13 protein-coding genes are annotated in these 18,054 nt (G+C 47.0%); 2 read left to right on the top strand and 11 right to left on the bottom strand.

Annotation, left to right across the window (positions count from 1 at the left end):
* Positions 1-28 precede the first annotated feature (28 nt).
* Positions 29-466 (bottom strand): XRE family transcriptional regulator, encoded by a 438-nt coding sequence (locus AC1XUD_RS13380; protein ID WP_483361512.1) that lies wholly within the window; start codon positions 464-466, stop codon positions 29-31.
* Between the two features lie 85 nt (positions 467-551).
* Here AC1XUD_RS13380 and AC1XUD_RS13375 point away from each other — a divergent pair, with 85 nt between their 5' ends.
* Complete coding sequence (locus tag AC1XUD_RS13375) at positions 552-1,370, top strand: hypothetical protein (protein ID WP_483361511.1); 819 nt, start codon at positions 552-554, stop codon at positions 1,368-1,370.
* 969 nt (positions 1,371-2,339) lie between these two features.
* Here the strand turns inward: AC1XUD_RS13375 and AC1XUD_RS13370 are convergent.
* The 9 genes from AC1XUD_RS13370 to AC1XUD_RS13330 all read right to left on the bottom strand — a co-directional run bounded on the left by AC1XUD_RS13370 (position 2,340) and on the right by AC1XUD_RS13330 (position 15,605).
* Positions 2,340-3,200 (bottom strand): phosphoenolpyruvate hydrolase family protein, encoded by an 861-nt coding sequence (locus tag AC1XUD_RS13370; RefSeq protein ID WP_483361510.1) that lies wholly within the window; start codon positions 3,198-3,200, stop codon positions 2,340-2,342.
* 21 nt (positions 3,201-3,221) lie between these two features.
* Positions 3,222-4,460, bottom strand: coding sequence for a Tm-1-like ATP-binding domain-containing protein (locus AC1XUD_RS13365; RefSeq protein WP_483361509.1), 1,239 nt, complete (start codon positions 4,458-4,460; stop codon positions 3,222-3,224).
* Between the two features lie 9 nt (positions 4,461-4,469).
* On the bottom strand, positions 4,470-4,772 hold the full coding sequence (locus AC1XUD_RS13360; RefSeq protein ID WP_483361508.1) for a Dabb family protein: 303 nt from the start codon (positions 4,770-4,772) through the stop codon (positions 4,470-4,472).
* A gap of 5 nt (positions 4,773-4,777) precedes the next feature.
* A complete protein-coding gene (locus AC1XUD_RS13355; RefSeq protein WP_483361507.1) occupies positions 4,778-7,918 on the bottom strand; it encodes a DUF7133 domain-containing protein in 3,141 nt (1,046 codons plus the stop codon).
* A 35-nt stretch (positions 7,919-7,953) separates the two neighbouring features.
* Positions 7,954-8,604 carry a 3-keto-disaccharide hydrolase gene (locus tag AC1XUD_RS13350; protein ID WP_483361506.1) on the bottom strand — a complete coding sequence of 217 codons (651 nt, stop codon included), beginning with the start codon at positions 8,602-8,604 and terminating at the stop codon, positions 7,954-7,956.
* 18 nt (positions 8,605-8,622) lie between these two features.
* Positions 8,623-10,146 (bottom strand): RagB/SusD family nutrient uptake outer membrane protein, encoded by a 1,524-nt coding sequence (locus AC1XUD_RS13345; protein ID WP_483361505.1) that lies wholly within the window; start codon positions 10,144-10,146, stop codon positions 8,623-8,625.
* 34 nt (positions 10,147-10,180) lie between these two features.
* Positions 10,181-13,513: a TonB-dependent receptor gene (locus AC1XUD_RS13340; RefSeq protein WP_483361504.1), complete on the bottom strand. Its 3,333-nt coding sequence runs from the start codon at positions 13,511-13,513 to the stop codon at positions 10,181-10,183.
* A gap of 222 nt (positions 13,514-13,735) precedes the next feature.
* Positions 13,736-14,929, bottom strand: a complete 1,194-nt coding sequence (locus AC1XUD_RS13335; protein WP_483361503.1) for a FecR family protein — start codon at positions 14,927-14,929, stop codon at positions 13,736-13,738.
* 91 nt (positions 14,930-15,020) lie between these two features.
* A complete protein-coding gene (locus AC1XUD_RS13330) occupies positions 15,021-15,605 on the bottom strand; it encodes an RNA polymerase sigma factor (protein WP_483361502.1) in 585 nt (194 codons plus the stop codon).
* 640 nt (positions 15,606-16,245) lie between these two features.
* Between AC1XUD_RS13330 and AC1XUD_RS13325 the strand changes: the two genes are divergently transcribed.
* Complete coding sequence (locus AC1XUD_RS13325) at positions 16,246-16,635, top strand: TetR/AcrR family transcriptional regulator (RefSeq protein ID WP_483361501.1); 390 nt, start codon at positions 16,246-16,248, stop codon at positions 16,633-16,635.
* A gap of 324 nt (positions 16,636-16,959) precedes the next feature.
* On the opposite strand, the gene AC1XUD_RS13320 is transcribed toward AC1XUD_RS13325, so the two are convergent.
* Complete coding sequence (locus tag AC1XUD_RS13320; protein WP_483361500.1) at positions 16,960-17,997, bottom strand: PDDEXK nuclease domain-containing protein; 1,038 nt, start codon at positions 17,995-17,997, stop codon at positions 16,960-16,962.
* Positions 17,998-18,054: the final 57 nt, after the last annotated feature.

Raw genomic sequence — 18,054 nt, 5'->3', positions numbered from 1 at the left:
GAAATCTGTAAAAAATACCATTATAAACTTATTTCTGATTTAATCTCCCTTCTACTATCTTGGTCAGTAGTTCATTCTTGTCCTGCTCTGCTTTTAGAAGCCGCTCATAGAGTTTTTTATTTTCTTCAAGTGCCTCAACCCATTTATCAATCGGATTTATGTTAAATGATGGATTGTAATTCACCAGACCATTGGTATCGTGGAATGTATTAGAAATGATATTTATAGCCTGTTGCTCGTCAAAGTTTTTAATAGCATCGGCTGGAACATGTAATATTCTAGCGACTTGATCCAGAATATCCTGTTCTATGGTTTCTTTCTGTTCCAAAAGCGATACCCGTTTTTGTGTCCAATCTTCACCTAACTCATACGCAAGCCCCTCCTGTTTAATCCCCAGCATTTCCGGGAAACGCTTCACATTTCTGCCTTGGTGTATGTTTTTGGTCATATCAGATGATGAGCTCATGCCGTAAATTAGCGATCCGTCCGAGTTCATTCGTCAATTTTGCAGCTTGCACAGCATTGCAGATTGCAGATTTTTTCTTTGGCAGATGTTAAGCAATTCCGTTTCAGCTAAAAATCCGGATGCAAACGCATCTGCCGGAGAACAGCTTTATTTTTTTGAAAACCTGATGCCTTTTATCGAGCCGGTCTTCTTATTGCAACATTCTGATGCACAACAAACAATAGTCGTAAGTTCCGAAAACAAGGCCTCACATGAGAATATCGAAAGTCCGTTATCAGACAAAAACTCCTCCGTGAACGCTCCCGACGATTCTCCGTTCACCGGACAAACTGGCATGAGTAAGCTTAAAAAGAAACATAAAAAGCTAAAGGATCACTCCGTTTGGTACAGGGAAAGAATAAATGACCCCTTCCAGGTTATACGTAGTTTCTTTGACTACTCTTCACTAATGAGCTTCAAAACTAATTTATATGAAATATTGGAAGTAACATCAGAGGATTATTTTTGTCAAAAAGGAAGCCCAAATAGTGTTGCGCACCATCTTGAAAGGCTTGAGTCTATCATCAATGCGGCCTATCTTATGAATGGAGAAGACCTGAGCCATATAGACACAAAGTCCAAATCAGGAGATCAGCAATTTCCTGTAACTCAAGAAATGTCTCACTCCTTGCTAACAAAGGAAGAAATACTGAGTCCTCACAAAGTCGTTACGTCCTTTTTTGAATACAAATCCCTGAACGAGTGGAAGAAGTCTTTAATCGAAATCAATGATTTCGCATTAAACAAACATCCAGCCCATGAATGGGGTGTTTGGATAGACGTACTTCCGGTTTTTGTACATTCAATTAGGCTTGCAGAAGCTTTGTATCTGATTGGTCGCAGCCAGGAAGAGCAAGATGAATAAGGGTGTCCAACTAATATATTTAATTGTGCAGCTTTTTGGGGTTCAATAATACCGAGGTATTTCTGTAAAATGACGTTAGCCTGCCATTTCTCATTTCTTGTCCTTTCAAGGGTTATATGCGGGTCTTTTAGTTCATTTTAGGCTGGTTGATCCTACCTTTAATTGTAACATGAAATGCTCTCCCTACGTGTTGCCTTTTTAGTTTGGCTGAGTAACAAAGCTACTTAGAGTTGATAGCCAGTCAGATTCTATCGAAAATGATTCATATCTTTTTCCCCTATGGCTAAAAAGTTACTTGGTCGAATATTGTTTGCGGTTGCCTACATTTAGGTTGCAGACCAAGACTTTGTACCCCACCACCACATACAAACCCAGCAGCATGAACCTGCACAACATCATGAAGGGCATGAGCACCACAACCCGCAAGAGCAGCGAGATTAAATTTTGATGTAATTGGCTCATTTGACCACTCACATGGTGCTGGACAGACTAGCAACATCTATTCAATCAGGCCCAAGAGCAGCTTACAAACAGTGATAATCACGAGGCAGCTGCTGTTATTGGAGTCGACTACCCGAACGTAACTTGATCCGGGAGCGAACAGTGATAGGATTACCAGCTGCCCGTTCCCGGGGGAGATAGGGAGGGCGCCCGAAAATTCTGAATTCAAATAAGCAGCAGTTGGTTGTTCCGCTCTATGAAGCTAAAAAGACAACGGTCAAGAAATATGCGAGATATTAGAAAGCCTACTTTTTACGAATACATAAAGGCAAGTGCAAGACAGAAGCTAGGTTAACATTTGGTCGATGGGAAATTTCGTAGCAATGTTCGCGCCCCCCCACCTCAAATGTGGCAAAGCGTCTTTCTAATATGTTCGCCGATTACAACCATATCTGCACGGACTTATGGTTGGTAATGTTTCCGCAACAACAAAAGTTGTGCCATCCTGGCGGTAACCGGCGAGCGTTTTTATCTCAGATTAATGCTTTTAAAATCGCGTGTCAGGTTGGTCAGTGATTGTTCAATGCCCATTCTTTCCAGAGATGAAGCCCCGACAAAACCATGCACGTCGGTTTTACTAAGTATTTCGCGTACATCGTCAGGGGTATTGACCGGCCCGCCGTGAGCAAGAAAAAAGATATCCTTATTCACTTCTCTGCCTGCATCAGCAATTTCCTGGGTACGTTCGATCGCATATTTCATGGAAACAGCTGCGCCTGTTACGCCGACGGAGCCGCCCACTGTAGTGCCTACATGCGCCACAATCGCATCAGCGCCGACTTCCGCCATTTGCCGCGCTTCTTGGGGAGTTGCCACGTAAACGATAGAGAATAAATCCATCATCGTAGCTTGTCTAATCATTTCGACTTCCTTGGCAAAGCCCATTCCGGTTTCTTCCAAAACCTGCCGAAAATGCCCGTCGACGATACAGTGGGTCGGGAAATTATTGACACCGGAAAAACCCATTTCTTTCACTTTCAACAAATGGTGCCACATTCTGCGACGTGGATCGGAGCCGTGGACGCCGCAAATGACCGGAATTTCTTCGACTACCGGCAAAACCTCAAACTCACCGATCTCCATCGCAACCGCGTTGGCGTCGTCGTAAGCCATTAAGCCAGCCGTAGAGCCGTGGCCTGACATTCTGAATCGGCCGGAATTGTAAATAATAATCAGGTCCGCGCCACCTTTTTCAATGAATTTGGCACTGATTCCCGTTCCCGCGCCTGCTGCGATGATCGCTTTTCCCTCATCGAGGGTCTTTTTCAGGCGATCTCTGACTTCTTGTTTTGTGTAAGGATTTCCCTTACCGGTCCATTGGTTCGGCATAATAATGTATGGTAGTAATACTTAAATAGTAAGCTTTCGTTTCTGCAAAAGTAACAGTAGATTATTAACCAGCGTCTCGGCAAATGCAGGATCGTTGATATGCATATCAGATTCGATCAAATCCACGTGGCTGGCCGCGTGATCTTTTAGGGAACCGAATAATGCTGCATCTGCCTCAGGCTGGTAAAATATCCCGCCTTCCGAGTCCAGCTGTGAGATTCCGCGTAATGGAATAATGATAGAAGCCGGAGCAGGCGAGGCACTTACCCTTTTCGCCAGCTGCTGACCCAGTATTTTATTCTCTTCCACATTAGTGCGCATCAGCGTCACGTCAGGCGCCCAGCTGTACAATTGCCGGTTTTCGTATTGGGTTGGTATGGTGTCCAGATGGGCGAAATTGACCATATCCATGCAGCCGGGCACGACTACCTGTGGCAAACCCATTTCAGTAGCGGCGGTAAGCCGGGTAGGTCCCGCGCTGCAAATGCCTCCGCAGAGATCGTCGGCCAGCTCGGTGGTCGTTATATCAAGTACCGCGTCGAAACTGCCTTCGCGGATCAGTGCTTCCATGGTTTTCCCGCCTACGCCTGTCGCATGAAATGCGAGCACTTCGTAACCTTCTTTGGTCAGAAGTTCGGTGCATTTGTCCACGCAGGCGGTGGTATTCCCAAACATACTGATCGCAATGCGGCAGGCGGTCTTGCTGTCTTCGGTTACGGGCACATTCGCCATCGCGCAGATCGCCGCCGCCGCCTGCGCAACGAGCCTTTTGAGAATATGGTTTGTGCCCGCGACATCGACTACCGAGGGCATTAAAGTAATATCCTTGTCACCGATTTGCCGGGAAAGGTCCTTGGAAGCTACGGTGCTGAGGCAAAGTTTGGGTATACCAAAGGGAATCTGCTGCATGGCTGCGAGGGTAATATAAGTCCCGCCGCCTCCGCCCATGCCGATCGCCGCCTTCACTTTTCCTTCCTCCACCAGCCGGCCCACGATCTGCGCTGCGCCGCGACCCATGATATCCATCGCTTTTCCACGGTCGTGTTCCGAGCGCAGTGATGCCAGGTTGTATCCTCCCTCCATCGCAACTGCCTCGGCTTCGAAGTCAACGTGAAATGCGTCGATTGTACCGAAAATGCCGGTATTGATCGTAATTGTCTGTTCGTTTTGGGCGAGAATGCGTTCCCGCAGGAAGGTGAAAACGTCGCCTTTCGTATCGAAACAGCCTAGTAACAAAATATACTTTTCGTCTGAAAACATATCAACGCATTAATTTTTAACCTCAAAATCAAAAACAACCACCCGTTCCAGATTGGGTACCACCACCTCTTTCGCATGCTCGTGCACGGGGTGGGGCAGGTAGGCGTCGCGGGAAGCCGGACTGTCGAAAGTCATGACAAATCCATGCGTAAATCCATCGTTCATGCCCTCCGGACTTTCGTAAGGCCCGTGTTCCATGGCCAGCAGTCCCGGGATCTGCCGGACCATTTCCATCATCGTTTTAAAACAATGTACGATTTGTTCGTCCGTAACCGTGTTTTTGAATTGAAAAACCCCAAAATGTCTGACCATTACCGCTATTTTAATGTTTTAATATAAGAAAGCAAATCGGCTACCTGCTTGTCGGAATAGCTGTCAATCAAGCCTTTCACCATAAATGAGCGACCGCCGAGGAAACTCTGGCTTTTAATCGCCGCCGCTTCCACAAAAACCTTCGCCCCGCCCATGAACGCAATCGTAGTTCCCTGGTTATCACGATTCACGAGGTAACCTTCCAAGCTGGTACCATCTTTTTTATTAACCCGATAAACTGCATAACCAGACTCCACAGCAGCATCCGGATCGAGAATGGCAGTAAGTAATGCTTCATTTTCACGATTGGCAGACCCGTCGAGCGCGGGCGCAATACTCTGCCCCTTGCTGCCTACCTGGTGACAAGCCAGACAGGTTTGAAACAATACCTTTCCAGCCTCAGCATTCCCGCCCTTCTTCTCAGCCACCGTCATATATCTGGTAAGCTTACCTTTGAATTCTTTCTTCTTTTCCTCGTCGCGCTTTTTCACACCTTCCATGATCGCGACGCTGCGTTTGTCGTTTTTGTTTGCATTCAAAATGCGTTCGGCCGCTGGAAGATCGAAGGCAGACAGGTCAAGCAGCTTTTTTTCGTGCATGGAAACCAGCAGTTCAGCGCCCTGGCTGGAAGCAGACAGGATAGAGGCGAGCTCTGCTTTTTCGGTCCGGTTCAATTCTGGAACCCATTTCAGCGAAGCCTGTTTACCTGCGGCCGGGTCGGTTTTGGAGAGACTGTTTAAAGCCGCCGCGCGCACATCGAAACTCATTTTTTTATCATCAACCAGTTTTGCAAATACCTGCTGATTTTCCTTCGGGCTTACTTCCAATGCTTTCAAGGCGAGCCTCAAAGTATTGTCTGGCAGCTGATCGTTGATCATGCCTGCTACCGCCTTGCTCAATTGTGCGATCCTGAATTTACCGATCGCGTCGAGTGCCAGGTCTTTGTCAGCCTGCGTGCTACTTGCCAGTAAATTTTTCACGGGCGCGGCCAATATTACTGCCATTTCGGGCGATTGTACATGCGACTGGTTCTGTAAAGCGAACGTCGTATAAGTTTTTGCATTCGCCGGATCAGTTGCCAACTGCTTCATAGCCTTATCAATATCCTTATTTTTGAGCATGCTAGCCATACTTACGAAAGTCGATTCGTCGAATACCGACATTTTTGCTTTTGGCCAGAATTGAAGAAATGCAGTTTCCCGCTGTCCTTCCGGCAAAGCCTGCACAGCCCAAAGCATATTGACCGCCGGTACATTCGCGGCAGCCGGTGAGCTGATGAATTGCTGCAATGCCGCCGGAGATTGTTCCAGTGCTTTTCTTGCCAAAAACCTTTCAAAACGCCGCTCGTAACTGCCCCCCATCGCATTGCCGGGAAGTTCCGGTTTGGAGGCTTTTACAAGAATCTCAATGACATTCTGATCCGCATTACCTGCGTCGGTGAGTGTACGGATTACCTGCGAGCGAACTGCGGGGTTTTTGTCTTCGATCAGGTTTTTCGTCAGGGAAGCAATTTCTGGCGTTTTCAATGAAAAGCTGTTGAGCGAGCGAATGGTCTCGCGCCGGATATCCGAAGAGTTGTCCTGCAACAATTTGCCCACAAGTGCAGCGTCATACTGTTTAATACCTTCCAGCGACCACAGTGCATGAATGCGGGCGACCGGATCGGCCGTTTTGTCTACGGCAATAGCGACCAGTTGCGGCGCCAGGTTGGAAGTTTCTGCCAGCGGCCGGTCGGAGATCTGGTGCCAGGCTGCGCGTTTTTCCCAAAGTGAAGGGGATTTCAGGTAGCCGGTCAGGTCTTCGGTTTTTATTTTGTAAAAATCAGGTACTTCGCGCGGCTGCTGACTTACATGCCTGATCCGCCAGATCCGCCCGTGCGTTTTGTCGCGGTCGGGGTGGGTAGTAGGTAACTCATTGTGCGACACGATCTTGTTGTACCAGTCGGCAATATACAGACAACCGTCGGGGCCGAACTCCATATTAACGGGCCTGAACCAGTCATCTTCCGAAGTAAGCAGATCTGGCAAGTGGCTTGAAGTCACAGTACCATCTTCATTCCGAACCATTTTCACAGCATTAATTGAGCTGGTAATAGGATTTGCCAGAAAGGCTACGTCCTTGTATTCAGCCGGAAAAGTGCCGGAAGCATCGTCGGGAAAAGCAGTACCCGAAATCCCTGTTCCGCCCACTCTGAAAGTGTGCAGCGGCGGCATAAAGGGCTGGTAGGTACGTAAACGGTCATTTCCGATACCCGGAAAACCAACGCCTGGTTCCAGTTGCACAACCGAATAGCCGAGGTCATTCGCCTCAGAACCATACCATTGCCCATTGTGCCGCAACTGAAAACCCCAGATATTGTTCAGCCCGGAGCTCACCAGCTCGACCTTTTTTCCATCCAGCGAAAACCGCGCAATTTTGCTGAAATCAATCTTGGCTTTTGCGTCGCTTTTGAGCGAAGTTACCTCGCCTTTGTTAAGTCCGCCGTGACTGAAATGGATCCAGTCGCCCGGCCCGCGAACGAGTGTATGCGCCATGGTATGCGTGTCTGTGAATCCGAAACCGGTTAGCAAAGGATCGCGCTGATCTGCTTTTCCATCGCCATTTGCATCGTCTAAAAAGAACATTTCAGAACCCTGCGCCACGTAAACGCCCGATTTGTAAGGCAGAATGCTCATCGGGATCGTCAGTCCGTCGGCCCAGATCGTTGCTTTCACAGGTGTTTTTTTATAGAGATCGGAAATAACGATGATCTTGTCGGTACCCTTCGTTTTTCCCTGATACAGGTCGAGAATGCGCTTGAAATTGGGGTGCGTTTTCTGTTCGTCCTGGTTGTCCATCAGCCGCAGCAGGTCATTCCACTGGATATCGGCAATAGGGTCGAGGGGATACATTCTGGCTGTTTGCGTCCAGAGCCGGCCCGCGTCGTCAAATGCCAGATCGACCGGGTTCACAATGCTGTCGCGCTCGCTGGCGACTAGCTCGATTACAAAACCGGGCGCTAACTTAAAGCCCGCCATTTCCTGTTCGGGCGTATTGACTCTGGTACGGACAGACTGCGTTTTATCTCTTTTCTGCGCCAATATGTGCTCAGGCGAGCATAAAGCGATCGTTGCCACGATTATCGCAGCGAATTTTTCAAGCCTCATAGTAAATGGATTTGCTGTTACTAGGTCAGATTTTGTCAGAGCTCGATGAGTACCAGGTCTCTGAACTCGACCTGGCCCACACCGCCGCTGTGTATTTGTACTGCTATCACTCCCTTTTGCGGGATCTTCTGGTCTGTTTCTGTGTACTCGCAGGTTTTAACGCCATTGATATACAGCTCATGCCGGTTGCCCTTGCAGCGGATGATATAGGTATTCCAATCGTTCTCTTTCAGCACGTGACTGAGCGTTTTCAAATCACCGCCGACCAGCTTGCCGCGGCGGTGTTCATCATAAATATCGCCCCAGTAACCGGTTCCTATATCCGCCTGGTAACCCACCATTTTACCACCCTCGATCACCGACCGATACTGAATGCCGCTGTTGATCATACCCGTTTTAGGGTCGCCGGTGAGTCGGAAGAGGCAGCGGAACTCGAAGTCGCCGTATTCTTTGGTTGTGAAAAGATACCTGTTCGCATCTATCTTGTTTTGGCCGTCGCCGCTTTTCAGCGAGCTGTCCGCTGCCGACCAGAGCTTCATTTCTGCCGGGTCGATGGTTTTCCAGCCGGTGAGCGTTTTTCCGTCAAACAGGGAAATGGTTTTTCCGGTAGACTGAGCCACTGCGTTACCGCAAATGCTAGCGAATGCAAGTTGTAACAGCAGGTTTTTGTTTTGAAATAATCTCATTGTACCATTTTTAACAGTTTACCATTTCGGGTGCTGCACCAGCGTGCCGCCCGATTTATCGATTTCAGATTGCGGGATAGGAAATACATCGTGTTTTCCGTCTACGTATTTGAAGAAATTACCACCCCACTGCGGGTTGATCTTCGTATCGTTCTGCCAGCGGTCTTTCGATCTTAAAAAGCTGCCTGCAATACCCCATCTACGCAAATCGAATGCGATTTTCCCCTCGAAAGTAAATTCAACCCTTCTCTCGTGACGGATCGCTTCAAAAACCTGCGCCTTGTTGAGACTGGTAGGCAGCGCCGGCATATTCACCGACGGACGTGCGCGGACCTGGTTTATATAAGGTACAGCAGCTGCCGGACTTCCCGTTTCATTCAAAACCTCGGCGTACATAAGCAATACCTCGGCGTAGCGATACAATGCGAAATTCGCAGAGGTATGCCACGGGTAATTCTGTTCGATCTCCGCGCCTGTCTTTCCTGAGATTACCCATTTTTTCAATGCAAAGCCGGTTCCGTTCACTACATCTTTGAAAATCTGTCCTTCAAAATTGTCGCCTTTGCGGAATATCGAATAGGTAAGGCGGGGATCTTCTTTGGGTGTTTTTTCATATTCATTAACCAGATCCTGCGTCGGCCGGATCCAGCCCCAGCCACCGCCGGGTACATATCCTTCTCCGTTTGGCGCACTGTAAGTAGTTGAAAAGTTGCCCAGGTTTTTGCCGGTATTTGCTTTGTATTGTATTTCGAAAATGGATTCACTGTGATTTTCAACGGAACCGTCGAATAGTGCAGAATAGGAATCCAACAACTTAAACTTGCCCGAATTGATCACCGTTTCAAGCAAAGGTTTAGCCTGAGCCCATTTTTTCTGCCACAAGTACAGTTCAGCGAGCACCGTTTTGGCAGCGTAGGAAGTCGCACGGCCCCGGTTCGCATCGTCGTAAGAGTCGGGCAGGGTAGCAGCTTCGAGTAGGTCTTTTTCAACCTGGGCAAATAATTCTGCCTGCGTCGATTTCGGCACGAGCAGGTCGTCGATACCCAATGTGGTCGTCACCAGTGGCGCGTCGCCGTACATCTTCGCGAGGCGTAGCATCCACCAGCCGCGGAGGAAATAGGCTTCCTTGATCAAGCGGCCTTTCAAGGCTTCGTCCATTTCGATGGCAGGTATTTTTTCCATAGCCTGGTTGGAGCGGTAAATACCTTCATAGATCTGAAACCACTGATTGGACAATTCTCCGTTATTTGGCTGCAAGGTATATTGATAGATCTGGTTCCAGGCCACACCGTCCGGGTGCGGTTCGGCGTCGGAGCTTTGAATATCTCCCCACATATCCATACCCGTCACATTACTGGTGCTTCCGCCGGTATGGTAGGCCAGGATCGCATTGTAGCAGGCCGCGACCGCAGCATTTGCGTCTTCGGCGCTGGTGTAAAATCCGTCTTGAGAGACCGAACCGATGGGTTGCAGGTTGAGTTTGTCGTTGCAGCCGCCTGCCAGCACAGCCAGCAGCGCGATTGTAAAAGTTAGTTTTTTCATTCGTATATAATGGATACGTTGTTGACAGTTATTGTTAAAAACCAAGGTTCAATCCCATGTAAAGCGAGCGGGCGATAGGGTAGGTGGTCGCATTCGTTTCCGGGTCAAAACCTGGGTATTTGGTGAATGTGAACAGATTTTGGCCTGCTATGAATAATCTGATCTTGCCCAGACCTGCTCTTTTAATCGCCTCTCCTGAAAAGTCGTAGCCCAATTGTACGTTCTGAATGCGGATGTAATCTTGACTTCTCACCCAAAAATCCGAAGAGCGGGAGTTGTTATTCGGGTCACCGCCAATAATGCGCGGCACGTAGTTGCTCGTTCCCGGAGCAGTCCAGCGATCGGCCCACATGATATTGGTCGATTCTGCGGCGCGCGCTGCGGCGAATCCGCTGGCGAAAATGTTCTGGTACCGACCAAAATCGCCCGTCACTGATACTGCGAAATCGAATTTTTTGTATCGCGCGCTGCCATTGAAACCGATGATCTGTTTGGCCAGGAAATCGCCGATATAGGTTCTGTCTTTGTCATCGATCACATTATCGCCATTCAAATCCTTGAATCTGATATCGCCCGGCTGTGCATTGGGTTGAAAAGGCGAAGCCGCTATCTCGTCGGTGGATTGGAAAATGCCGTTGTGGACATAACCATAAAATGAATTGATCCCGTTACCCTGCGAAGTGCGCGTTTCAACACCGCCCTGCCCGCCGCCTGCCTGGATAATATCCAGCCCTTTGTCCAGCTTGGTAACTTCATTTTTATTGATCGTAATATTGAAGCCGACGTTATAAGTAAAATTCTGATCCAGCGCGCTGCCACGGTAATCGACTGTAAATTCCATTCCGCTGTTACGCACACTGCCCACATTTTGATAAGGATAAGTGGCTAACCCTGAAATGCTTGGGAGTGGCACGCGCACCAGTACGTCGGAGGTCCTGCGGTCGTAGTAATCGATGACGAACCCTAGTCTATCTCGGAAAAGGTTGAATTCCAGACCGGCACCGGTCGTAGTCGTTTTTTCCCATGAGATATTGCGGTTGGCGAGTGCAGTAGGGCCTGCTCCTGAAACCACATTTTGAGAAGAACCAAAATTATAGAACAGGCTGTAATCGATCAGCGACTGGTAAGGGTAAATCCCCACATCCTGATTGCCCAATACCCCATATCCTGCGCGAAGCTTCACATAACTGACCGGACCTAGCTTGCCCGAGATGAATTCCTCCTTCGAAAGTACCCATCCCGCTGATAAAGAAGGGAATATCCCCGTCCGGTTGCTCTTTTCAAAACGGGAAGACTGGTCGATCCGGATGCTGGAAGAAAGCAGGTATTTTTCTTTAAATGCATAATTTAGCCGGCCCAGATACGACTGCAAAGCCCACTCGGTGTAATTACCGCGCGCCAGATCGTTGGAAGTAGCGGCGTCTAGCACTTGCAGATTTTCATCGTTTCTGCTGAATGTATTCCTGAATGCACGCACAAATTCGAAACGCTCATCCTGGAAGGTGTAACCCGCCATTAAATCGACTTGGTGATTGGTTCCGAAAGATTTGCTGTATGTCAGAATGTTGTCAATAATGTAGTTTTTCGTGCTGTTCACCTGCCGGTTGAGTGTCGCGATCCCGTTGGAGTTACCCAAGCCGAAGTTGTAGGAAGGCACGAAGTTCTTCATATCCAGATTGATGTATTCGGCACTAATACTTGTTTTGAATTTCAATCCCGGAATGATCTGGTACTCAGCAGACAAATTACCCAATAAGCCCAGCCTGTTATCGACATTTTCCCGCTCAAAAGCGTAAACCAGCGGCGCGGTCATGGTCGTAGGCTGGCCGGCGCGATCTGCGATTCCGTAGCTTCCGTCGGGATTGTAAGGCAGTACGTTCGGGGCATAAATCAGTGCTGCATTCACTGCACCCTGCGGATCGCCCTGTTTCAATGCACCGTAGCTGAACCCGAAGCTGCTGCCTATTTTCAGGCCTTTTAATGGTTGAATATCATTATTTACCCGAAAGTTTGCGCGGCTGTATTTGGAATTGAGAACAATACCGTCGCCCTTGTAATAACTCATTGTGATCGCGTGCAGGTTCTTTTCGGTACCGCCGCTGAAAGAAAGTGAGTAATTCTGTTTGCCGCCGGTGCGGAATATTTCATCCTGCCAGTTAGTGCCTTTTCCCAGCGACGAAGGATCTGCATAAGGTGCTGCCTTGCCCTGATTTACATAGAAATCATTCACCATCGCGCCATAAGTGGCCGCGTCCACGGTTCCGATCTTGTTAATCGGCCGGTCGAAGCTGTACATGGATTGAAAGCTGATCACTTCTTTACCAACAGCCCCTCTTTTGGTAGTCACCAGCACCACACCATTCGCGCCGCGCGAACCGTAGATCGCCGCCGAAGAGGCGTCTTTCAGCACAGTTACCGATTCAATACTGTTGGGGTCAAGGTCGGTCAATCCGCCATTTGTGATGATACCATCGACTACTACGAGCGGGGAAGCACTCGCTCCGAAGCTGCCCATTCCGCGGATCCGTATTTCAGCACCTGCGCCGGGCCCGCCATTGGTCTGGCGCACATTTAAGCCCGCTACTTTTCCCTGCAATGCCTGTGCGAGATTAGGTACTGCCTGGTTTTCAGTTTGTTTGCTCGAAACCAGCCCTACCGCGCCGGTAAGGTCCGTTTTCTTGATCGTACCGTATCCGATTACCACCACCTCGCTCAGTGCCTTGATATCGCCCAGCAGCTGCACGTTCACTTCCGTGCGGCTGCCCGCAACTATTTCCTGACTGACATAACCCACGAAGCTGAAAATCAATGTGGTATTTTCGTCATTTACATCCAGACTATACCTTCCCTGCGCGTCCGTAGTGGTGCCGCTCTGGGTTCCTTTCAGCAAAACGCTCACCCCCGGAAGACCGTCGCCTTGGTCATCGGACACTTTTCCGGCAATCGTATGCACGATTTTTACCGGCACTGTGGGCAATACCATACTTTCTTCCTTCGCCCGGGCTTCTTTCCGGATTACAATGCTTTTGTTAAATATCTTGTAAGACAGCGGCAGGTCTTTCAGCAACTGGTTCATCGTCTGATCAATAGATGCATTTCTAATGTTCAAACTAACTTTCAAGCCTTTTGGAATATCGAGCTTGTCGTACAAAAACAGATATTCACTCTGCTTTTCAATGGCAGTGAGCGCGGCTTCCAGGGGAACGTTTTTCTCGTTCAGCGAAATTTTTTGACTAAATCCATTGGCCGCTACCTGAGATAAGGTGGCCACCAGTAGAAACGTAATTAGTTTCATTGTCAAGACCAGTCTGGGAGGCACGGATATGAAGCTGCATCCCCCTTTCTGTAGTAAAAGGTTTAATTGCATATATTTGTAAGGTTTAGATAAAATGTATTAGACTTTGTCACAAAGGTTTTTTCACACTGTCTGGACTTTCCGGGGAAGATGTTCGCAGCATCTTCCCTTTTCTCTGTCCGGCAGCACAGTAGAGGACTTATGAAGGTGCTTTTCTTTTGTCTTTCATAGTTTTTCAGATTTAGGACTAGTTGGATTTTAAGTATTAACGGTAGTGTTTATACGTAGTCTTAACTATAACTTTACTACCACTTTGTTTTGCTCGATCCTGGCATTCACCCCTGCGTAGCGCAGCATATTCAGCAGCTCGGAAATATTGACATTTCGGGAAACTTTGCCGGTAAACTGTCGTTTCGGAATCTTGCCCTCATAGCTCACTTCGATATCGTACCACCTGGCTGTCTGTCGCATAACTTCTTCAACTCTAGAATCTTTGAAGTAGAACAAGCCATTCTTCCAGGCAATTTCCCGGTCAATATCAACTGTTGCCGTCTGTATCGCCCCGCTTGATGAAACCGTTGCCTGCTGGCCCGGTTTAAGTTTTTTCGATCCCTTTCCATCCCGCAATTTAACTGAACCCTCCACCAGCGTAGTTTTGGATGCTCTCTCATCCTGGTAAGCCATGATATTGAAACTTGTCCCCAGAACTTCCACCTCCGAAGTGCCAAACCTGACCTTGAATGGCCGTTTTTTGTCTTTGGCCACTTCAAAGTAAGCTTCACCCGAAATCTCGACCGTGCGATTATCGGGTGAAAATTCAGTTGGAAAACGGATCGACGACGACGCATTCAGCCAGACCTTGCTGCCATCGTGAAGCGTAACCTGGTACTGCCCGCCTTTCGGTGTGGAAAGGGTATTGGATTGATATTCAAGTTTTTGTGTAGAATTAATGACTGCGATGCTAAGGTTTCCGTCGCCGGTTTTGGTAAAACTGGCCGCGCCGTGACTTCCCAGCAACCCGTCGGCGGCACTGTCGAGCAGGATTTGGCGACCGTCCGACAAAGCGAGCATTGCCCTGTTGCCACCGGGCGGAATATCAGTGACCTGCCGCGCGGAGACTGCAATCTCCGGGACTTTATCTTGCCGGTTTTTGAGCCAGTAAAACGAAAATCCGGCGATGATCAATAAAGAAGCTGCGGCATATCTAAGCCACCACAACGGACGAACCTTCTCTTCCTCCTCATATTCTTCATGCTGTTGTTCAGCTGTTTGTAAAATGGAATAGAGCATTTTTTCGCTCTCTTCCTCAGAGAATTCCTTTTCGTCCGGATGCAGGCTTTCCCAGGCATTTTTGATCAGGCCGGCAAGCGTCTCATCGTTTTCGGACATCCTGATCAGGTGCATCAGCTCATTCGTTTCCGAATCCGTTGACAGCCCGGAATAGTATCGACTGAATAGCAGCGCCAACCTGGAAGAGGATGTTTCCATACCAAAAGAGCATTTAGAATTTGAAAGAATACGGTCTTGTATCTAAGACAGGAAAATTTGAATAAAAGGGGGTATTGCCTTTCAATTTTTTTTAAAATAAAAAAAATGAGCAGAGGAAGATGCTCACAATCAGCTTTTTACGAATGTAAGAAGTAATCGACTCGGAAGATATCTGCAAATACCGTTTTACTGTTTCCCGGGACAGACTCAGGCGCGCGGCTATTTCGGTGTATTTCAATCGCTCGTGTCGGCTCATCAGGTACACCTGCCGCTGCTGGGGCGGAAGCCGGTCGATCGCCTCGTCGAGCAATAGGTATTGGATATTTTCCTCAAAGGTTTCGTCGGTTGCGAAGTCAAGGCTATCGTCGAGTTCACTGGTTAATTTATTTTGCAATGCATTTTTTTTCAGGCAGTTCAGTGCATGATTTTTCGATATCACGTACAAATATCCTTTGAAATTACGAACTGACAAAAGCTCCTCGCGGTTGATCCATATCTTTAAAAATATATCCTGCACCACCTCCTGCGCCAGTTCATGCGACCTGGTAATGTGGAACAAATGGTAGCCGAGACGGTTGTGGTATTTATTGAAAATAATCCTGAAAGCCTTTTCATCCCCCCGCGCAACGAGCTGAAGTATCTCACTGTCTTCGTCTAAGATGGGTAATTCGGACATTTTTGATGCAGGTAAGCAATAGTTCGATACTCTGCAAAGTTATAATGGAAATTATGCTAGAACAAATGTAATTTTATTAATGTCCATATTTAGTTTTACCATAAAACCACTTAAATGAAGTGGATACCCCGAAATAAGCATGGAAGCAACGAAAGCATAAATCGATCGGCGGTTTTTTCTAAAATATATCTTGTTTGAAAAGCGTATCATCAGTGATAAAAATACCCAGGTAATAAAACCAAATCCGATCTTGTAAACAGGACTTAAAGCCAGTGCAAGACAAATCCTAAAAAGAAGGTTATTAGCAAAACGAAAAAATGTTTGAAATGGGCGCCCTGAACTAGAAGCACCGAAAGTGGCTTGTCATTCAGTTGCAAGTCCAAACGAACGTCTGTCGGCAGAGTACGAAGGTAAGCCGCTGCTCGTTTTTGATAATGTTACTTGTAAAGGCAATTGATACTTTACCATTCTCTTTTTCATTGTCCGTTTTGCAAGCACAGCCGCCGTCATGTACATTCAACTCTATAAATTTGGGAAAATGCGCCCATCTTTATTTCGATAAAATAGTACTCCGGAGGATATTAAAAGAACAAAATCATTCGGCCTTTGTTATATTGTGAGGAACGATACAAAATGTGCTATGGCCCGTCCAAAAAAATTTGATGAAGCTGCCGTGCTACTGACGGCACTCGATGTTTTCTGGAAAAAAGGGTGTGGTGGAACTTCGATGGCCGATCTCCCAAAAAGTATGGAAATTAATGCTCCAAGCCTCTTTGATACCTTTGGAGATAATCGTCAGTTATTCTTGACTGCGTTGCAAACGTATATGTGCTACCAGCATGACTGGATGCGCCAATCGGTTGCTGAAAACAAGCCGGTTAAGGATATCATGAAACTGTTACTTACATCTCTTCGGGACGAAATTTTGTCAGATCCAGATGGCCGTGGGTGCTTCATGGTAAATACCATAACAGAAATGGCTAACCAGGACAGCAGGTTTTTAGCATTGCCTTCGACAATGAAAGTGTAGTCCGTAGCATAGATTGAAAAAACCTTGCTGAGGGTGAAAGCTTAGCTAATCCCCACCTCAGCCTGTTATAGACTGTAACTTCAATCAGCCTCAATAAATTTTACAGCTTTAGCCGAGCGTTATATCGGACGTGATTATATTTTTCATATGCTATTAAATTGGTTGACATTATGGCTGATTAGTATGGTCCAGAAAGCCATACTTTTTTGAACCACCAGTTAAATTGCTTACAAAAGTATGATCAGTACCTAGACTATGGCCCAAGAAGTAGGTTCAGAAAATAATTTACATTGGTATTATTGATACTAGTCAAGGACATTTGGATTATATAGGATCTTTATCCGCGCTTGTAATAGCTTCAAGTTCCTTTTCAAGCTCTTCGATACTTGGAAGCTTTCCTTTAAGATCTTTCGGAATGCTGTCTGTGATCTTGTATTCTGAAATCCCTATTGGTTTGTTTATGTCCTTCAAAGCATACTCAGCAACTACCCTGTTTTTGTCCTTACAAATCAGCAGACCAATGGTTGGTTGATCTATATCGGTTTTTAGGACATCATCTACAACAGAAAGATAGAAATTTAGCTTTCCGGCATATTCCGGAATAAACTTACCAGTCTTTAATTCAATAACGACATAGCACCTTAACTTCAAATGGTAAAATAGCAAATCAATGTAAAAATCGGATTCGCCAACATCTAAGTGATACTGCCTGCCTACGAAAGCAAAGCCTGCTCCCAACTCTAACAAGAATTTGACAATATGGTCAGTTAATGCATTTTCCAGGTCCTTCTCCTTATAGTCGTCAGCCAGAGAGACAAAATCAAACAGGTATGGATCTTTTGTAACTTGCTGTGCAAGATCAGACTGGATTGGAGGGAGACGGTTTTCAAAATTGGTAATGGCTTTGCCTTTTCTTTTCAGATAGCCAGACTCAATTTGCATGACCATGATGTCCCTAGACCATCCATTCCTGGCTGTTTCCTGAATATAAGAGAGCCTTTCACTTTCATCCTTTATTTTACCTAACAGAGTAATATGGTGGTACCAGGTAATTTGTGCAAGTGACGCTTGCACAAATTCAGAATCCGGATAGGCCTTGGCAAACTGACGCATATACTTGAGGTTTCTAACAGAAAGGCCCTGCATATCCGTAAACTCACTTTTAAGATCTTTTGCCAATTGTTCAATTACCTTCGCCCCCCATCCGGACTGATCTTGCTGGTCTAGAATTGTCTTTCCGATTTTCCAGTAAAGTAAAAGCATTTCCGCGTTTGCCGACAGCAGCGCTTTCAAACGGCTCTGACGTATGGCAGCTTTTATTTCGGAAAGGATTACCGGGTAATGATCAGGCAAAACACTCATTTATTTCTTCCTATTTGTTAAGAAGCCAATATAAGAAACATTGGTGGGAAAAATCAA

The organism is Dyadobacter sp. HNCC25DJ184 (assembly GCF_056895215.1).
Note: the sequence above shows the minus strand (reverse complement) of the source record. Positions and strands in the feature narration are given on the sequence as shown.